This is a genomic window from Dactylosporangium sp. CA-233914 (genome assembly GCF_050942935.1).
GTDB lineage: Bacteria > Actinomycetota > Actinomycetes > Mycobacteriales > Micromonosporaceae > Dactylosporangium.
In genome coordinates this window covers 1,641,450-1,659,940 of record NZ_CP192030.1, presented here as the reverse complement: position 1 = coordinate 1,659,940, position 18,491 = coordinate 1,641,450, and the positions used below count along the sequence as shown (strand labels likewise).

General features: G+C 68.7%; 12 protein-coding genes. 6 read left to right on the top strand and 6 right to left on the bottom strand.

Annotation, left to right across the window (positions count from 1 at the left end):
- Positions 1–70: 70 nt before the first annotated feature.
- The 6 genes from ACQPY0_RS07620 to ACQPY0_RS07595 all read right to left on the bottom strand — a co-directional run bounded on the left by ACQPY0_RS07620 (position 71) and on the right by ACQPY0_RS07595 (position 5,695).
- Positions 71–850, bottom strand: a complete 780-nt coding sequence (locus ACQPY0_RS07620; RefSeq protein ID WP_432986321.1) for a DUF3987 domain-containing protein — start codon at positions 848–850, stop codon at positions 71–73.
- A gap of 137 nt (positions 851–987) precedes the next feature.
- On the bottom strand, positions 988–1,830 hold the full coding sequence (locus tag ACQPY0_RS07615; protein WP_432986319.1) for a hypothetical protein: 843 nt from the start codon (positions 1,828–1,830) through the stop codon (positions 988–990).
- The gene (locus tag ACQPY0_RS07610; protein ID WP_432986317.1) at positions 1,820–3,310 is read right to left on the bottom strand and encodes a caspase, EACC1-associated type; all 1,491 of its coding nucleotides are present in this window, start codon (positions 3,308–3,310) and stop codon (positions 1,820–1,822) included. Before ACQPY0_RS07610 ends, ACQPY0_RS07615 begins: the two co-directional genes overlap by 11 nt.
- Positions 3,303–3,653, bottom strand: a complete 351-nt coding sequence (locus tag ACQPY0_RS07605; RefSeq protein WP_432986315.1) for an effector-associated constant component EACC1 — start codon at positions 3,651–3,653, stop codon at positions 3,303–3,305. The genes ACQPY0_RS07610 and ACQPY0_RS07605 overlap by 8 nt, the downstream gene beginning before the upstream one ends.
- A gap of 774 nt (positions 3,654–4,427) precedes the next feature.
- Complete coding sequence (locus ACQPY0_RS07600) at positions 4,428–4,868, bottom strand: hypothetical protein (protein WP_432986313.1); 441 nt, start codon at positions 4,866–4,868, stop codon at positions 4,428–4,430.
- Positions 4,865–5,695 carry an IS5 family transposase gene (locus tag ACQPY0_RS07595; protein WP_432986311.1) on the bottom strand — a complete coding sequence of 277 codons (831 nt, stop codon included), beginning with the start codon at positions 5,693–5,695 and terminating at the stop codon, positions 4,865–4,867. The genes ACQPY0_RS07600 and ACQPY0_RS07595 overlap by 4 nt, the downstream gene beginning before the upstream one ends.
- Positions 5,696–5,999: 304 nt before the next feature.
- Between ACQPY0_RS07595 and ACQPY0_RS07590 the strand changes: the two genes are divergently transcribed.
- From ACQPY0_RS07590 to ACQPY0_RS07565, 6 genes are all read left to right on the top strand, one after another.
- The gene (locus ACQPY0_RS07590; protein WP_432995062.1) at positions 6,000–8,522 is read left to right on the top strand and encodes an Hsp70 family protein; all 2,523 of its coding nucleotides are present in this window, start codon (positions 6,000–6,002) and stop codon (positions 8,520–8,522) included.
- A gap of 569 nt (positions 8,523–9,091) precedes the next feature.
- The gene (locus ACQPY0_RS07585; RefSeq protein WP_432986309.1) at positions 9,092–9,541 is read left to right on the top strand and encodes a hypothetical protein; all 450 of its coding nucleotides are present in this window, start codon (positions 9,092–9,094) and stop codon (positions 9,539–9,541) included.
- Between the two features lie 403 nt (positions 9,542–9,944).
- A complete protein-coding gene (locus tag ACQPY0_RS07580; RefSeq protein ID WP_432986307.1) occupies positions 9,945–11,063 on the top strand; it encodes a hypothetical protein in 1,119 nt (372 codons plus the stop codon).
- A gap of 214 nt (positions 11,064–11,277) precedes the next feature.
- The gene (locus ACQPY0_RS07575) at positions 11,278–11,781 is read left to right on the top strand and encodes a sigma-70 family RNA polymerase sigma factor (protein ID WP_432986305.1); all 504 of its coding nucleotides are present in this window, start codon (positions 11,278–11,280) and stop codon (positions 11,779–11,781) included.
- Positions 11,774–12,616: a hypothetical protein gene (locus tag ACQPY0_RS07570; RefSeq protein ID WP_432986303.1), complete on the top strand. Its 843-nt coding sequence runs from the start codon at positions 11,774–11,776 to the stop codon at positions 12,614–12,616. Before ACQPY0_RS07575 ends, ACQPY0_RS07570 begins: the two co-directional genes overlap by 8 nt.
- A gap of 385 nt (positions 12,617–13,001) precedes the next feature.
- Positions 13,002–18,353 carry an AAA family ATPase gene (locus ACQPY0_RS07565; RefSeq protein ID WP_432986301.1) on the top strand — a complete coding sequence of 1,784 codons (5,352 nt, stop codon included), beginning with the start codon at positions 13,002–13,004 and terminating at the stop codon, positions 18,351–18,353.
- The last annotated feature ends 138 nt before the right edge of the window (positions 18,354–18,491 follow it).

The following is an 18,491-nucleotide window of genomic DNA, read 5'->3' as shown; positions in this document are numbered from 1 at the left end:
TATCCGCAGAACGGCGCGGTTGCGGTGCAGAAGCAGGGGTTTCGCGGATTCTGCGGATTGCGCGGGCGGCTCATCCGGCCACCGCCGAGAGCGGATGCACCGTCGCAGCGGGCTTCGTGACGTCCGGGTGCGTCAGCCAGGCCGGCGAGGGCGGACGGCCGGCTCCCGCCCGTTCGGGAGTCGGTTCGGCACGGACGAATCCGTGCGCCTGCAACAGGTTGAGGGCCGGGTCGAGGTCGGCGGCCTTGCGGAATCGGCCGCGGGAGAGGGCGCTGAACAGGTCGCGTTTGGTGAAGCGGCGGCAGGCGGTGCGTTCGATCCAGCCGAGGATGTGTCGGGCGTCGTCGACGACGGGATCGGTGCCCATGTCGTCAAAGGCAGCGAGGGCGTGTTCAGCGAAGTAGCGGCCGAGCGTCGCGGCCTGGTCGACGGTTCCGGCGTCGATCGGTCGTGTGCAGCCGTCGCCGCCGTGTGCGAGGTGGAGCAGGCCGGCGATTCGGGCGATGGCGCCGGTGTACTTGCTGCCCCGGTCGACGATGTGTGCCCATGCGCCGGTCGGGCTGAGGCGGGGTTCGACGTCGAGTTCGATGTCGAGCACGCGGGCGTTCGCCGCGGGCAGTAGCGGCATGATGGCCGGGTCGGTCCACTCGTCGAGCGCGCCGACCAGGGCGCCGAGCCGGTCAGCATACGCCGTCCCTGGCACCGCGCTTGGCGATGGCCTGGTTGATGCTGGCGATCGACGAGCGGCGACCAGCTGGCGCGCACCATCGGCGTCAGATCCGACGCCAAGATCGTCGTCTTTAAGTCCGTTGCCGATGCGGGGATTCTCACCGTGCGTCTTGTGGAGCACGTCCGGCCGTTAACTATGGGCGCGGACGAGGGGTTGTCAGTACAGCAGTAGCGCGGCTAGATGCGGCAGGCGTTGCCTCATCTGCTGTTCGTCGTCGAACTCCCAGGTCTGCTCCAGACGCGCGAGACGGCACAGACTCACTTCCCGGCGAGCGCATCGAGCCAGGCCGCAGCGGTCGGCCGGGTTCCCGCTGCCCCAGCGGCATCGGCGAACGTGGCGGCGATCCGTTCAGCGACCTCGATCGGAATGTTCGGCAGAAATCGCAGCGGCTCACCCGGCATAGTGTCGCTCTTCCGAGTGAGTACTCGCCCAACGAGCAGGGCGAGCTTGTACCGATCGGAGTCCGCCGACAGTTCTGTCGGGCCAGCGAGTGGATCAATCCACTCCGGCGTTTCCGTTCTGGCCAGCACCGGCGGCAGCCGCACGGGTCGGACCCCGTCACAGTCGAGCAGAAGCGGGTGCACCGGGGGCGGCGACCAGAGTAGGTTCGTCATCGACACGTCACCGACGACGAGAGCGTGCCCGTGCAGGAGTTTGAACAACTCGGCCGCCTGACGCACGAATTCCAAGCGCCCGGCGGTGTTGAGCGGTTCGATCCCGTGCCACAGTGGACTCGGCTCGTACAGCAGATACTGCAGCTCGCGTAGCCTTGCGCCGGCGGCCGTCTCACCCCAGAAGCGTGATGGCGCCCGGCGCATGATGAACCCAACCGTCTTGCTTCCATCCGTGACTTGCGCGAGCGGCCAGGCCGTCCGACTGAGCAGAAGTCTCTGTTCCACATTGGTGAGCGTTTGTGGCAGGTTGATGAGGTGGGCGAGGGTCGCGGTGTTGGTCGCCCTTGCGCGGTACTCCTTGTATACATAGTCCGCTTGGCGGCCCATCAGTTCGTATACGACCGCTTGGCCGCCCTCGCCAAGCTTGCTGCCGATCGCCAGGCCGTTACGCTCGACCTGCGGCTGGGTTGGCAGACTAGATGGCATCGAAATCGATCGCAGTGTAGCCAGGCGTGGAGTCAGGCAGGATGAGCCGCACGCCCGAATAGCCGTCGGAATTGCCCGCGCCCGAGCTTACGACAGAACGGATAAGCGATGAAGCATAATCGCGTACCGCCTCGGCCAGGCTGACAACGTCAGCGACGAAGCCCCTCACGGTGGCCACCTGCAGTACTGTCGCTGGGTCTGCGTCGCCGAAACCGAATGCCAGGATGTTCGGACGGATCCCCCTCGGATCCACGAGTCGCGCATAGGATGCTTGCCACCTATCAAAGTCGGTAGGACGGCCTCCCGTCACAAAAAAGACGGCGGGTCGGAACGTGCTGTAGCCGTCCGCCTTCAACGCAGTATCGTTGGTGGCGATAGTTTCCCGCAGCAACTCGAAAACCGGCTCGTACCGCGTCCCGCCACGGGCTCGCAGTGCCGGAAACGTTGGGAAGGTCTGGACATCAGTCAATGGCATAACTACTTCAGCCGTGTCCGAAAACGTGATCAGACTTATTCGGGTCTTGGCGGCTAGTATCGGACTGCTGCCGATCTCTAGGTACAGCTCCGCGAAGGCGTTGCCTATCGTCTCAATCGGCTCATCGGCCATGGCCGCCGACGCTTCGCAGACTACGTACAGGGGCAGTATCTGCGTGCGACTCGCTTCTCGGCGCTCGGGCACCACGGCTCGTCCGACAGACTGCTCTGCCGGGTAGGCGAGGCTGAAGGCCGGCAACGGTGCGGGCACCGAAACGTAGGCCGTGTTGCGGGTGAAGCCAAACTGGTCAGCTTGGTCAACGTTGCGCTGGTTGGGTGAGGGCAGCCCCCGCGCATGCAGTCGCTGACGCAGGTGCGGATAAAGCGCTGCGAGGCTCAGCGTCGGCGGACCACCAGGAACGCCGGCCCGGACGGTTGCTGCCAGCTCCTCCGTGAACGACGTCGCCGTGTCCCACTGCCTGTCGAATGGCACGACGTGCGCCGTGCTGTCACTGGCCGTGAGGACGTAGGTGCCCCGTATATCGGTGATGTCGGCGACCTCTGCCGCAAGTGACTCGATCGCCCGGCCCGAGTAACAGCAGTCCAAGATGACGATCTTGAAGTGCGCGGCACTGTCATACAGCACCTCACGGACCTTGGCGTAGTCTATACCCGTAAGGTCCTCGTCGCGTTCCTCCGTGTCGGTCAGCGTGAGGTACAGCTGGCCGCGCCGGCCTATGGTGCCGTGCCCGACGAAGTACACCAGCAAGACGTCACTCGTCGACTCCGCTATCCGGCGCAACAGGAACAGCGGGTTTTCGGTCTTCCAGCTCGGGTTTTCCACGAGGTGCACCCGATCCTGCGGCCAACCGCACAGCGCTGGGTCGACCAGCAGGCGCTGCATTTCGATGAGACTATTCGCAGCCGCTGGCAGCGGCGGGTAATGGCGGCTGCGGTACGCCGACGTCCCTATCAACAGCGCCGCAGAGCGAACCAGGTCAGCCATCGCGTGCCTGGAGTACGCGCTCAAGAACCGGCAGCACGTCAGCCGACGCAAGGTTGGTTGCGGCTACCTTCACGACACCAACCTCGGTGCTGACGGTGACTGACACGTCAGCGCGGCGAGAGCGGAGCCAGGTAAGCAGCGACTGCGCAAGCACGGCGCCGGCGCCCCCGGCACCGAGAGCAACGACGAGAATGTCCGCCACGCCGCCGAGGTGCCCATCCTCGATCGGCTGCGGAACACGTCGCACGAGGCCAGCCAAGGCGCGTTCCTTCCGCAGCCATTCGTGCAGTTCACCGACATCCCCTACGTCGTCGACGCCGGATACCACAAGCTCAACATTCACCGGATCATCTCCGCAGTCAGATTCCGCCACCAACATTGACGCACAGCCGCTGTGTAGGCACCCACGGTACGACAACCCGACGAGTGCACAACCGAAGCGGTCAGAACGCGACAGCGGGAGCTGCTCGTCGGTGCAGCACCATCCACATTCCCCTGGCCGCGCTCGGGTCCGCCGTGTCCGCGGCCGCCCCGATAGCCCGTCGCCGGTCGCGTGGCGGTACTCGGTCAACCCAGCCGGGCACCTCAGTGATGCCAGTAACCTAAGCGATGACATGAACCATCAAGAGCCCAGTCGGCGACCCAGATGAACGACGGCCAGTCGGGCGACACTGCAAACGACCAGCGCTACCGCCAAGTCGGGGTGCACTGTGCTCGGCAGGGTTAGAACGTCCGCTCCGGTAAGTCATGTGCACGCACATCGAGCAGATGAGTGCGCGTAGTTGTTGCCGACGCAACGAGAGCCATACTCGCGAGCCCGGGAGCGTCCCGATCGCCAGCGAACTGGACCGGGTCCGGAAGCACCAACCTGCAATCGCTTCAGCCGGGCAAATCCCAGGTCAAGGCTCTGCCCAGCTAAACCTGGGTGCAGTCGCGATCAAGTTGTGCAGGTTTGTCTGTAGCCGGGGACACACATTCGGACATGCCGCCCCCGATCGGCGAATGCGCTGGTCAGGGCGCCGATTTAGGCGTCACGAATGTCGCAGTCGGACATTTCAGTTCGCTGCCACGTTTCGTTGTGGCAGGTTTGAGAGGGCGGTCCGTGGGGTTATGTCCGTTATGACTCTGGCGTTGGGTTAGGGCTGCTGGTGGTGGGCTGAGCAAGGGCGAACAGGCCGGGCTCAGCTTCGGTCAGCACGCTGCGGGCGACGAGGCGTTTGAGTTTGGCGCGGAGGCTTTCGGTGTGGTTGGCGGTGGTGCCGACGCCGAGCGCGTGGCAGATATCCTTGGCGCGGAGCCCGCTTTCGGTGGTGGCGAACACGGCGAGGATCTGCTGGTAGGCAGTGCTGGCCAGGGTGGCGTCCGTGGATGCTGTGCTGTCGGTGGTGATGGCCAGCCGTAGGAGGGTGCCGCGGGTGGTTGCGAGGTCTGCCAGCTCGGTCTCGATGGCGGCGAGCTGCTCGGTGAGCGTGTTGATCTGCTCGCGTAGCTGCTCGGCCTGCGTAGTGGCGGCGGTTTCGCGGGTGGTAATCAGGTCCAGGATCTGCTCGTGGTTCACCCGTGACGCCAGGTCGGGGTGGTGGTGCCGGTGAGGCGGCGGACCAGGTTCGCGGTGCCCGCCCACCAGGTGCGCGACTCGCTGGACGCCTCGCGGGTTTCGTACTCGCGCGCGAGCCGGCGGTGCAGCATCAGGGTGCCGTTGACCTGTTCGACCACCCACCGCTTGGCGATCGGCACGAACCCGGGCCTGGTGTCGGTGCGTTTGACCTGTTCGACGTCGATGCCCATAAGCGCGCCGTGGATCGCGACGTCGTCCTTGAACCCCGCGTCCACCCACGCTTTGCTCACGGTCGGGGTGTGCGCGACGACTCGGTCGAGCAGCCGCGCACCGATCTGGTTGTCGGTGGCCGAGGCCGCCATCACCACCACAGCGATGATCAGCCCGAGCGCGTCCACGGCCAAGCCCCGCTTGCGGCCCGGCACCCGTTTCGCGGCATCTTTGCCGGTGGTGGCCGCCGGGATGTGGTTCGCCGCGCGGATCGACTGGGTGTCCAGCACGACCGCGGTCGGATCCTCGGCCCGGCCGGCCTTCTCCCGGGCTTGGCAGCGCAGCAGGTCGTGGATCGTCTGGTCGGTGCCGTCGTCGCGCCACAACGCGAAGTAGTAGTACGTCGCCGACTTCGGCGGCAGGTCGTGCGGCAGGTACGCCCACTGACAGCCGGTCCGGTTCTGGTAAAAGATCGAGTTCACGATCTCCCGCAACTCGTAGCGGCCCTGATACCCCGACACCGACGGATGCCGAGCCTTCCACGCATCCAGGAACGGGCCGATCACCGCCCACTGCTCATCCGTCAGATCACTCGGATACCGCTTCCGTTCGCCCACGACCAGCCCAACGTGGGCTCCAGTCGGCCAGACATCGGCACAGCCCGAACATCACGACATCCAGCGATGACAAACTACCAAAACCTCACAAACCACCCTCTGAGCCGTCCTCCCGGAGAGTATCTCGCACGCCTGGCGTTGAAGACGACACCGAGGACGACGTGCGGCCGGGTTTACGGCCACCGACGTGGAATGAGGTCCCGCTCGGCGGAGGCTGTCTCCGCCGAACGGACACGGTGTTGGCGTCGGTCGGTGCAACGTATCGATCTTGGTGGCCCAGCTGTGGTATGACCGTGCCGTGGTGATGCTCGGCATCGACTTCGGGACCTCGTCCACCGTGGCAGTCGTCAAGCTGGACGACGGGCGGACGGTGCCTCTGCTGTTCGGCGAGACACCGCTGCTGCCTTCCGCCGTCTGCGTCACACCGGGCAGTGAGCTCCTCGTCGGCCGTGACGCGATACAGGCGTCCCGGAGTAGGCCGGAGGCGTTCGAGGCGCATCCGAAGTCCCGCATCGACGACGGGGAGGTCTTGCTCGGTGACCAGGCGGTGCCGGTGGCCGAGCTCATCGGGGCGGTGCTGCGGCGGGTGCATGACGAGGCGGTCCGGGTCGCGGGTGCCGCGGTCGGCCGGCTGGTTCTGACGCACCCGGCGGGCTGGGGCGCCCGCCGGCGGCGCACGCTGCGGGAGGCCGCCACCGTCGCGGGCCTGCCCACGGCGGTGCTCGTCGCCGAGCCGGTCGCCGCCGCAGCGTACTACGTGCATGTGCTCGGTCACGCGGTTCCGCCGGGTGGTCTCCTGGTGGTGTATGACTTCGGGGCGGGCACGTTCGACGCATCCGTGGTCCGACGCACCGGTGACGGGTTCGAGGTGCTGGCCGAGGCGGGCATTCTCGACGCCGGCGGCCTCGACATCGATGCAGCCATCGTCGCGCACCTCGGCGCCGTCCACGGCGTCAGCGACCCCGAGGGCTGGCGCCGGCTCACCGCCCCGACCACCCCGGCCGACCGACGGATGTCCCGCACCTTCTGGGACGACGTACGTATCGCCAAGGAGACGCTATCCCGCACCTCCACGACGACGATCTTCGCGCCAATTCTTGAACGCGATGCGGTCCTCGGCCGGGAACAACTGGAACACCTCGCCCGGCCACTGCTCGACCGGACGGTCGCGGCGACCCGCCTCGCCGTACGCAACGCAGGGATCTCCACCAAGGAGATCGCGGCGGTGTTCCTCGTCGGCGGCTCCAGCCGCATGCCGTTGTCTGCCACGCTGCTGCACCGATCGCTGGAAATCCCGCCGACAGTGATCGAACAACCCGAGCTGATCGTGGCCGGCGGCACCCTACACGTGCACGGCGCCGACCCGCGCACCGCGGAACCGCCGTTGCAAAACAAAGCGCCGACGTCGGTACCGCAGGAAGCCTCGCCACTCGCGGTAGTCCAGCAACCGACGCCGCCAACACCCGTGCTGCCGGACCCACCCGCGCCGACCTCGCCTGTCACAGTGTCACCCGCGCCATCTTCGCCGGCGTACACGCTTCCTCACACGTCTGTGCATGCGGGACATCAACCGGGTGGTAGGGATGGGTTGAGCGCCGGCCGGCCTGTCCAGACCGCCGCGCCGATCGCCCCCTCGCATGCAGACCAAGGCCAGCCAAGGACGACCGTCGAGGTCACGGGGCCGACAGCTCCGGCACGCAGGCGGCGTCGCCTGCTCGCCATCGTCGCTACCGCCGTGGCCGTGATCATCATCGTCGTCGTTGTAGCGATCGCCCGGCAATCCGAGCCTCCGGCCACTGACCCGACGCTCACCAAATCATCCGGCAACGCCCTCACCAACCCGGCGGAATCCAGTACAGCGTCAGCCACGATCACGCCCACAATCAACCCGACCCGGCTCGCCACCCTCACCGGCCACAAGGATTCGGTGTGGTCGGTGGCGTTCAGCCCGGACGGCAAAACCATGGCCACCGCCAGCAGGGACAAGACGGTGATGGTGTGGAACGTGGCCAACCCGGCCACGCCGACCCCCATCACCACCCTTACCGGCCACAAGGACTTCGTTCAGTCGGTGGCGTTCAGCCCGGACGGCAAGACCATGGCCACCGCCAGCAGCGACACATTGATGGTGTGGAACGTGGCCAACCCTGCCGTACCCACCCCCATGGCCACCCTCACCGACCACAAGGACTCGGTGGGTTCTGTGGCCTTCAGCCCGGACGGCAAGACCATGGCCACCGCCAGCGCGGACAAGACGGTGATGGTGTGGAACGTGGCCAACCCGGCCACGCCGACCCACATCACCACCCTTACCGACCACAAGGCCTGGGTGCCTTCGGTGGCGTTCAGCCCGGACGGCAAGACCATGGCCACCGCCAGCGCGGACAAGACGGTGATGGTGTGGAACGTGGCCAACCCGGCCACGCCGACCCGCATCACCACCCTTACTGGCCACAACGATTCGGTGTGGTCGGTGGCGTTCAGCCCGGACGGCAAAACCATGGCCACCGCCAGCGCGGACAAGACGGTGATGGTGTGGAACGTGGCCAACCCGGCCACGCCGACCCGCATCACCACCCTTACCGGCCACAACGATTCGGTGTGGTCGGTGGCGTTCAGCCCAGACGGCAAAACCATGGCCACCGCCAGCAGGGACAAGACGGTGATGGTCTGGAACGTGGCCAACCCAGCCACGCCGACCCGCATCACCACCCTCACCGACCACACGGACTCGGTGGGTTCGGTGGCGTTCAGCCCGGACGGCAAGACCATGGCCACCACGAGCGACGACGACACGGCGATCGTCTGGCGGCTTACCGCCACCTAACGATATGTCAGCGTCATGATGCGGCCCGGGCGACGCCGCGCGAGTCAGCGCTTGGACGCACCACCGACTGACAGGACACGGCCGGACGACCTACTTCGGCGGCAGGGTAACCGGCATTCGATCTCTAATGGCGAACGTTTCCGCAGCTCAGATGTTGTCGCGGATGCTTTGCGCGTCCCGCCGGGGGCACCATTGATCAAATCACCTTCCAGCAGCCGAATCGGCGTCGCTGACCTGCGAATATGCGGGTCAGCGTCCGGCCTTGATCGGCCAGCCACGCCACCGGCGCGCCACCGTTTGGGAACGCCCTGGGTGTGCCTTTACAGCCAGGGCGTGACGTTCCTTGCGGACGGGCTCTTCCCATCGCAGCCCGGACTCAGCGCGTTCGGGAACACCGGTAGCAGTGCGGCCACGCCTCGCCGCCGGCGCTCCTCCGGTCTCGGCACCGGGAGTGCCTGTTCCCGGTGCCGATTGACCAGCGCCGTTAGTCTCCCGTAGTAGTTGCCGCTCGGCGGAGCGTACGCGAGAGGAATGTCCATGCGTCGTATGGTGACGTCCTGGTCGCGGCAATGACCATGGTGTTGCCGGGGTGTGGTGAGCCGGGCGTCGGGGACCTCGGCAGGACCGACGGCGTCGAGGGTGTCGTGGAGGTCTTCGAGGCATGGGCCAGGGCCCTGGCCGATCACGACGGTACGCGCGCCTGCGGGTTGATGATCGCCACCGCCGCCCGCGACCTCACGACCGAGTTCGGTGCCGTCTCCTGCCCGGCGGCGGTCACGGCGCTGCACGGGAGGCTGACCGTCGACGAGCGAGAGGTGCTCGCCTCGGCGAGGATCGATCGGGAGACGCTGAACTTCGACTCCGACGACGCGGCGCGGATATGGCACAGCGATGTCCGGTCCACCAAGGGTCCGTTCGTACTGCTGCCCGGGCGGAACTGGAACGTGACCGTCCTCTGCCGGTGTGACGACCGCTGGCGGGTGCAGTACCCGGCCGAGTTCCGGCAACCTTCCGGCTGACGCGACGCGGGCCACCCCTGCCCGCTCAGCCGGCCACGCCTTCCACCTGTTCGGCCTGCTGCCGGGTGTGGCAGAGGGCAACGGCGAGTTCCATCCGGCACGGGAGCTCAACGGTCGGCTGGAGTTGTCTACTGCCTCACCACCGAGGTCGACGCTGAGACCGACCCCGCGAGGGTGTGCACCGCCGGCCCATGGGCCGGCTCCAGGTCGGGCGGCTGCCGGAAGACGGCTCGCGGGGCGGTACCCCAAAGCATCGTCCTGGGCGACCGGGGGATAGCCCCCGATTGCGTTCGGGGGGTGGTCGGATGGTTACCGGCGGGCGGTTCGCCGAGGCTGAGGGGGCATCCACCACCATCGTGGCGGCCGGTTGGGACCGTCCGCTCGTCCCTGTCTGGAGCGTCCGATGAACGTTCTTACGAGGTTTGTCCACGCGGTGCGTGGGTGGCACCGGCCGCTGGTGCTGCACGCGGCGCTCATGTTCGGGTTGGCGGTCGTCTCCGCGGTGGGAGTGTTCACCGATGATCGGCTGTTGCTGGGCGAGCCCGTGTGGACGAAGCCGATGAAGTTCGGCGTGGCCATGGGCGTCTACAGTCTGACGTTGGCGTGGCTGCTCACCCGGCTGGCGAAGGGGCGGCGGGTCGGGTGGTGGGTCGGGACCGTGTTCGCGGTCGCCGGAGTGCTGGACGTCGGGGTGGTGACCTGGGCCGCGGCGCACGGGACGTTCAGCCACTTCAACAAGGACACCGATGACGTGGCCCGGACCGTGCAGACGGTGTTTTCCTTCGGCATCCCGCCGTTGATGCTGGCCACGCTGGTGATCGCGGTACTGCTGCTGATCCAGCGGACCGGCGACCGCGCCCTCACCCGCGCCCTGCGCGCCGGGCTCGGGCTCGCGTTCGCCAGCATGGTCGTGGCGCTCTGGCTCAGCATGTCCGCCGGGTCGACGCCGCGTACGGAGATCGACGCGAACGGGCACGCGGTGCCCCTGGTCGGCGCGCACGGCATCGGCGACCCGGACGGGCACGGCATGTTCCTGACGAACTGGAGCACCACCGGCGGCGACCTCCGCGTGCCGCACTTCGTCGGTCTGCACGCCATCCAGGTGCTGCTGGCGGTCACCGCGATCCTGAACCTGCTCGCGACCCGGCGTGCGTGGCTGCGCGCCGAGCGGGTCCGTGCCCGTCTGGTCGGGGCCGCCGCGTTCGGCTGCGCCGGCGTGTTCACCGTTCTGACCTGGCAGGCCAAGCGAGGCCAGTCCGTGCTGCACCCCGACGCGCCGACCCTGGTCGCGTTCGGCGCGGTCGCGGTGCTCGCCCTGGTGGGAGTGGCCACGGTAGTCACGGCAGCCCGCAGGCAGATCGTGGAACTCGCCGCCGTGAATGCCCGAGGCGTCGAGCCGCCCGCGCCAAGGGCGCCGACCGAAACGGCCACCGTCAATCTTCTCGCGCCGTGCGGGCTCGCCGGCGCCCTCCTGGACAGGTCGTACGACCGGTACGCCGGACAAGTCAACGCGGTGAAGTAACAGCCATCCGAACATCCTCGTCACCGGGCCGAGCGCATTCATCGGATGCGCTCGGCTCAAGCAGTTGAGGATGCGATCGCCGTCCTGGGCGCGCCGGCGCCGGCTATGAAAGTCGACGCGTCGGGCATGGACCCCAGTAGCGGGCTATTTTCAACGGCGAGGTAACCGACGAGCTCGCTCAGGCGTGTCCCCCATAACGGCGAGAGGGGGGTGGATGCGCGACAGCGACACGTTCGACGAGTTCTACGCGAGCAGCGCGAGCAGGATGGTGACGCAGCTCTACGCGATGATCGGTGACCTGGCCGAGGCCGAGGACGTGGTCCAGGAGGCGTACGCCAGGGCCTGGCAGCGCTGGCGCCGAGTGAGCGCGTACGAGAACCCGGCGTCCTGGGTGCGCACCGTGGCCTATCGGCTCGCGGTCAGCAGCTGGCGGCGGTCACGCAACCGGCGGACCGCCGATCAGAGGTTCGAGGCGGGCCGACAGGTGCGGGAGCTCAATCCCGACACGGTCGCGCTCGTCGCCGCGCTGCGGCAGATCTCGGCGAGCCAGCGCCGGGCGATCGTGCTGTACCACCTGATCGGCCTGTCGGTGCGCGAGATCGCGCAGGAGACCGGCTCGTCGCAGAGCGCCGTCAAGGCACAGCTGAGCCGGGGGCGGCAGGCGTTGGCCCCGCTGCTCGGCGTGGAGGAACTCACGGAGGCGAGGCATCATGCGTGACCAGCTGCAGCATCGGCTGACGGCCCTGGCCGACGACATGGGGAGCGCGGTCCGGGTCGCGCCCGTGGACCAGGTACGGGCCCGGGGTGACCGGCGACGGTCCAGGTTCTTGGCGTCACAGGCGGCAGCCATGGGTGTCCTCGTCGTGCTCGGGCTCGTCGCCGCCGGCCTGGCGGGCGGTCCGTCCACCGCGGAGGTGGCGGCCGGGCCGCAGATCCCCGACGCCCTGCGGCTGCCGCGAGAGGGCGCACAGGGCTGGCAGCGCAACGACGACCCGCGCGTCGCCAGCGCGTTTCCCGGCTGCGGCACCGTCGACCCGACCGGGCGCGGACGCACGGACGCCCGGACGGCGACTGGACCTGGGTCGGCGCGGGAGGTGGCCGGCGTGCCGGCCCGCGTCACGATGCAGCTGTTCTTGTACGACACCGACCAGGACGCCGCCGCAGCGTTCGCGGCACTGCGCAGAAGTGTGGATCAGTGTAACTGGACCATGCGCTTGGAGGGGTCGGACGCTGTGACGGGTGACGAGCTGTGGGCCAGTCATTACACCGGAACCGACGACAGCAACGGCGGGGCGCAGGGCGAGTACCTGGCGGGATTCCGTTCCGGCAACGCGATCTTCTTGACCTTGGCGGCGTTCGGTGGCGGCGGATGGTCGAGCTACATCTCCGCGCTGCGCGACGACGTGTTCCTGGACATCGGCGAGCAGCTGTGCACCCACATGCGCATCTGCGGCGTCTGGTCGCCCGGCCGAGGCTCGGCCGGCCCATCCGTGCCGCCCTACAGCGGCCCCGAAGCGTTGCCCAGCGGCGCCGGGGCCTCGCCGGCGAACTGACAGTGGTGCCGGGTCCGGGCGGAGGAGCGGATCACGCAGAGCGCCGCAACGGAGGCGAAGATCTGGCCGGACACCGGAATCTGCCGTTGACGGCCGCCCTCACCCTCAGCGATGAACACCCGCCGCGCGGCCACCCGCAGATCCGTCAGCCGGCGCCCGTGCGATGGGGCCAGGTAGCCGGCCAGAACTGCCCCGCTATCGGCGAAGATCCGGCCTCCCGGGAGACGATGGGTGGAGCACCCGGATCACCCGTCATATCGTATAAATCGTAACAAGTGCCGAGTCCGACCCTGGATGGAGATGTCGGATGGCTGTGAGCGGAATGCGACCTGCCCGGGATCCGCCCATTCGGGGCGTCATCTTGCACGAGAGCGAACGCGCGCGCGTGACTCGGCTGTTTCTCGGTGGGGGTACGGCCATCGTCAAGGAGCCGCTCGGACCGGACGCACAGCGCCGGGTGCAGCATGAGTTGGCGATGCTGGAGCGGCTGCGTGGCGTGGCGGGCGTCGCGCAGCTGGTGGAGGCGCCGCGGCGGCCTGGGTCCATCGTGCTGGCGGATGCCGGTGGCGTGAGCCTGGCCGGGCTGGCGAAGCCGCTACCGGTTGAGGACCTGGTCGCGATGGCGGTGGGGTTGGCCCGGGCGGTGGCGGGGATGCACCGGCGGGGGGTCCTGCACCGGGACATCGGTCCGGCGAACATCGTGGTCTCCCGCGACGGTGGGCCGTGCCTGGTGGATTTCGGGTTGGCGTCGTCGCTGGCCGAGATTCGTCCTGGGTTCACGCATCACAGCGAGATTGTTGGGACGTTGGCGTATCTGGCGCCGGAGCAGACCGGCCGGACGGGCCGGTCGGTGGATCAGCGGGCGGACCTGTACGCGTTGGGTGCGACGTTGTATGAGCTGGCGACGGGGGCGCCGCCGTTCGGTTCCGGTGATCCGCTGCGGCTTACGCATGATCATCTGGCCCGGGTGCCGGTGGTGCCGGCCGCGGTGAACCCGGCCGTGCCCCCGGTGTTGTCCGAGATCATCATGCATCTGCTGGAGAAGGAGCCGGATCGCCGGTATCAGACGGCCGACGGCGTGGTCTATGACCTGGAGCGGCTGCGGGACGGTGGGGCGGCCGCGGCGGTTGGGTTGCGGGTGGGAGAGCACGACGTTCCGGTGCGGCTGTTGCCGCCGTCGCGGCTGGTGGGGCGCGACGCGGAGGTGGCGGCGCTGGAGGCGGCGTTCGCGGGTGCGCTGGCGGGCCGGTGTCGTGGGTTGCTGGTCGGCGGGGCGCCGGGGGTGGGCAAGACGGTGCTGGTCGATGAGTTGCGGCCGGTGGTGACGGGCCAGGACGGCTGGTTCGTGGTGGGGAAGTTCGACCAGTATCGGCGGGATCTGGAGTTCGACGCGATGCATCAGGCGTTCCGGGCGTTGGGTCGGTTGTTGCTGGCGGAGCCGGAGGATGAACTGGCCGAGGTCCGTGAGCGGATCTTGGCGGCGGTCGGGGCGAACGCGGGTCTGCTGACCGCGGTGCTGCCGGAGTTCGCGGCGTTGCTGGGCGTGCCGCCCGATCCGGGGGATCCGCTGACCGCGCAGGTACGGATACAGCGAGTGTCGGTACAGCTGCTGCGGGCGGTCGCATCGCGAAAACGTCCGGTGGTCTTCTTCGCCGATGACCTGCAGTGGGCTGGGCGCACGCCGCTCGGTCTGGTCGATCTGCTGCTCGGCGAGGAGCCGGTCGACGGTGTGTTGCTGGTTGGTGCGTACCGGGAAGGCGACGTGGATGCGGCGCATCCGCTGGCGGCGCCGTTGTCGCGGTGGCGTGAGCAGCCCGCGGTGCGGCATCTGCGGTTGGTCAACCTGCCGGCGTCCGGCACGGCCACCATGGTCGCCGAGATGCTGCACGCGGACCCGGCTTGGGCGGTCGGCCTGGCCGAGGCGATCCACCCGTTCACGTCCGGCAATCCGTACGAGACGGTGGAGCTGCTCAACGCGCTGCGCCACGACGGCGTACTGACCGCGACGGCCGCCGGGTGGCGGTGGGACGCGGCGGCCGTGCGCGCTCACCTGGGCCGGTCGGAGGTCGCTGGGTTGCTGGCGGCGCGGGTTGAGGCGGTGCCGGCGCCGTCGCGGCAGGTGGTGGACGCGATGGCGTGTCTGGGTGGGCGAGCCGAACTGAGCCTGCTGCAGACCGCCACCGCCGAGCCGGCGAGCGTGGTGGAACAGCGGCTGGCGCCCGCCCTTGACGACGGCCTGCTGGTGGTGGAGCCGGGGATGCATCAGGCGGTCCGGTTTCGTCACGACCGGATCCGTGAGGTGGTCCTGCGCGGGCTGGACCCGCACCGGCGATGCGTCATGCAGCTGGACATGGCGCGGCGGCTGGCGGCCGTGCCCGAGTTGTACGCGGTCGCGGCGGAGCAGTACCTGCCGGTGGTCGACGCGGTCGACGACCCTGCGGAGCGGCGTCGGGTGGTGCGGCTGCTGCGCAGCTCCGCCGGCCAGGCGGCGTTGATCGGGGACTACGCGTTGGTGAACGCGCTGCTGGCGGCCGCGCTGCGGCTGATCGACCCGGGTGAGACCGCCACGCTCGTCGAGGTGCTCACCGGCCGTCACGCCGCCCTGTACTGCCTGGGCCGTTTGGACGAGGCGGACGACGAGTACGACACGATCAAGCGGCTGTGCACCACCGCGTTGGATCGCGCGGAGGCCGCGGCGGTGCAGGTGTGCAGCCTGACCCACCGGACCCGCCTTGCGGAGGCGATCGGGCTCTGTCTGGAGTCGCTGGGTGAGCTGGGTGTTACCGTCCCGGCGGCGAACCAGCTCCAAGCCGAACTCGATCGTAAGTTCGATCATCTGTACCAGTGGCTCGACCGCACCGACAGCGCCGATGAGCTGGCGCGACCGGAGATCACCGACCCGACGCCGCGTGCCATCGCCCGTCTGATCAACCGGGCCCTGCCGGCGGCCTTCTTCGCCGGTGAGTTCGCCACGTTCAACTGGCTGTGCCTGGAGGCGTTGCGGATCTGGCTCGCGCACGGCCCGAGCCGCGCCCTGATCGGGCCCGCCAGCTCCGCCGCGACCGTTGCGATGGTCCGTGGGAACTACGCTGCCGGGTACCGCGCGAGGCGGCGGGCCGTGGCGGTGAGCGAAGCCCGCGGATACGAGCCGGAGACCTCGCAGGCGTACTACGTGTTCGCTCTCAACTGCTGCTGGTTCGAACCGATCGAGAACAGTATCCGAGCAGGTCAGCGGGCCCGGGAGGGACTGATCGCGGGGGGCGACCTGGCCCACGCCGGCTACACCTACTACGCGACCGTGCCAGGCCTGCTGGACAGCGCGCCATCGCTGGAAAGCTTCGTCGCCGAGGTGGAGACGGGTCTGGCCTTCATGCGGCGTACTGGCAACGAACAAACCGCCCGGGTTCTCGACGGCTACCGCTGGCTGGCTGGTGTGCTGCGCGGCGGAAGCGCAGCCGCCGCCGGTGAGGCGGAGCCCGACCGGCACGTCGACAACCAGCATGTACTGTTCCACGCACATGTCAACCGTGCGCTCGCCGCTGGCATCTTCGGCGACCCGCCCGGCCTGGCCCGGCACACCGCGGCGGCGATGCGGCTGCTACCGGCTATCCGCTACCCGAGCGCCGTGGGCCGGCTGCTGCGCGGGCTGTCCCTCGCTGGGCAGGCCCGTGACTGCCACGGTGCCGAACGCGACGCTCTGCTGTGCGAACTGGACGACGTGACGCAGTGGCTGGCCGCACGCGCCGCGGACGCACCGGAGAACTTCCTGCACCTCTTGTGGCTGGTCGAGGCTGAGCGAGCCTGGGCGGTCGGCGACTTCCGCGCTGCCGCCCTCGCCTACGACGCCGCCCAGCGCGAGGTCGCCGGCCGCCGACGGCCCTGGCACCGGGCCCTGATCGCCGAACGTGCGGCCCGCTTCCACCTCGCCCACGATCTCGAATACGCCGGCTACCACCTGCTCCTCGAAGCACGCCAGGAGTACCTCGCCTGGGGCGCCACCGCGAAAGTCGACCAACTCGACTGGGCCTACCCGAGCCTTCGTCCACATCCTGACGCCACCGTCGCGCAGCGCGCGCACCAGAGCGGTAACCCGCCCGAGGACGTCCCGCACCAGCGGGCCACCGTCACCACCGGAACGCTCGACCTGCTCGGCATCTTGTCCGCCTCGCAGGCACTGAGCTCCGAGACCAGCATCGAACGGCTGCACGCCCGCGTGGTCCAGGTGCTCAGCGCGATGACCGGCGCCACTGCGGTACACCTGCCGCTGCGCAGCGACGACCGACCGGACTGGCTCCTGCCCACCTCGATGAACAGCACCGGAAACGAACACGCAGTCCCGATGTCCGTGCTGCGCTACGCTCAGCGCACCGGCGAGCCACTGGTCGTGGCCGACGCCACCCGCGACGACCGCTTCGCCCGCGACCCCTACTTCGCCGACCTCACCTGCTGTTCGCTGCTGGCGCTTCCCATCCTCAGCCGGGGCACGCTACGGGCGGTGCTGCTGCTGCAAAACCGCCTCATCAGCGGCGCGTTCAACGCCGAACGACTCGACGCCGTCAAACTCATCGCCAGCCAGCTCGCCGTCTCCGTCGACAACACCCACCTGTACGCCGAGTTTCGCCGCATCGCCGACGAACAGGCGGCCCTGCGGCGCGTGGCTACCCTCGTCGCCCGGGGCGTCAGACCGGAGCTCGTGTTCGCAACCGTGGCCGAAGAAGTCGCCACACTCTTCGGCGCCGACGACACCGTAATCACACGGTTCGAGTCGGACGCAGAAGCCACCGTGATGGGACACTACCCATTCCAGCGCTCCCGATCCGGTGTGCGCGGCCAACTCGACCCCCGCTCGGCCATGGCCTCGGTCCAGGCGACCAGCCGAGCGGCTCGCCGCGACGCGGACGACCCGAAACGCGCGAACCTCGCCGGCGCGGCCCGCTGCGCGGTCGCCAGCCCGATCGTGGTCGAGGGCCGGACCTGGGGCGCCATCGACGTCGAGTCCCAGCACCAACGGCTGCCCCAGGACACCGAGCAACGCCTGGCCGATTTCACCGAACTCATCGCCACCGCCATCGCCAACGCCGAAAGCCGCACCGAACTCACCACCTCACGCGCGCGCATCGTCGCCACCGCCGACCAGACCCGCCGCCGCATCGAACGGGACCTGCACGACGGCGCCCAGCAGCAACTGGTCACGCTGGCGCTGCAGCTGCGTGCGGCACAGGCGGCGCTGCCACCCGAGCTCGACGCGCTCCACGAACAACTCGACCACGCCGCCGCCGCGGCAACCGGCGCGCTGGACGAACTGCGCGAGACCGCACGCGGCATCCACCCGGCGATCCTCACCGACAGCGGCCTCGGCCCAGCGCTACGCGTGCTCGCCCGCCGCTCACCGATCCCAGCCAGCCTCAACATCCGCGCGCCGGCCCGCCTACCCGAACAGATCGAGGTCAGCGCCTACTATCTCGTCGCCGAAGCACTCACCAACGCGGCCAAACACGCCCACGCCTCCACCATCACCATCACCGTCCACACCGACACCTCCGGCAGCATCCTGCGCGTCACCGTCCACGACGACGGCACCGGCGGCGCCGGCTTCACCCGCGGCACCGGCCTGCTCGGCCTCAAAGACCGCGTCCAGGCACTCGGCGGCCGGCTCGCCCTGCACAGCCCGTGCGGGGCAGGCACCACCCTGTCCGCGGAACTCCCGCTCACCACCCCGAACGGCGAGAGATCGTGAGCTGTCGCCCACACTGATGGCGCACCACGAAGGGCGGGGCGGTCGGTTCACGGCGGAGGCAGCAGTGCTTGAGATGACCTGGGTGGCGCTCGTCCTCGGCGCCGCTTGCGCAGCGGTCGGGCTTGTGACCACGGTTGC

What these genes read in the sequence shown, in the direction of transcription:
- ACQPY0_RS07575 (WP_432986305.1), top strand. Translation starts at nt 11,278, where the DNA reads ATGCGCGACAGCGACACGTTCGACGAGTTCTACGCGAGCAGCGCGAGC.
- ACQPY0_RS07570 (WP_432986303.1), top strand. Translation starts at nt 11,774, where the DNA reads ATGCGTGACCAGCTGCAGCATCGGCTGACGGCCCTGGCCGACGACATG.
- ACQPY0_RS07580 (WP_432986307.1), top strand. Translation starts at nt 9,945, where the DNA reads ATGAACGTTCTTACGAGGTTTGTCCACGCGGTGCGTGGGTGGCACCGG.
- ACQPY0_RS07610 (WP_432986317.1), bottom strand. Translation starts at nt 3,310, where the DNA reads ATGGCTGACCTGGTTCGCTCTGCGGCGCTGTTGATAGGGACGTCGGCG.
- ACQPY0_RS07615 (WP_432986319.1), bottom strand. Translation starts at nt 1,830, where the DNA reads ATGCCATCTAGTCTGCCAACCCAGCCGCAGGTCGAGCGTAACGGCCTG.
- ACQPY0_RS07585 (WP_432986309.1), top strand. Translation starts at nt 9,092, where the DNA reads ATGACCATGGTGTTGCCGGGGTGTGGTGAGCCGGGCGTCGGGGACCTC.
- ACQPY0_RS07590 (WP_432995062.1), top strand. Translation starts at nt 6,000, where the DNA reads ATGCTCGGCATCGACTTCGGGACCTCGTCCACCGTGGCAGTCGTCAAG.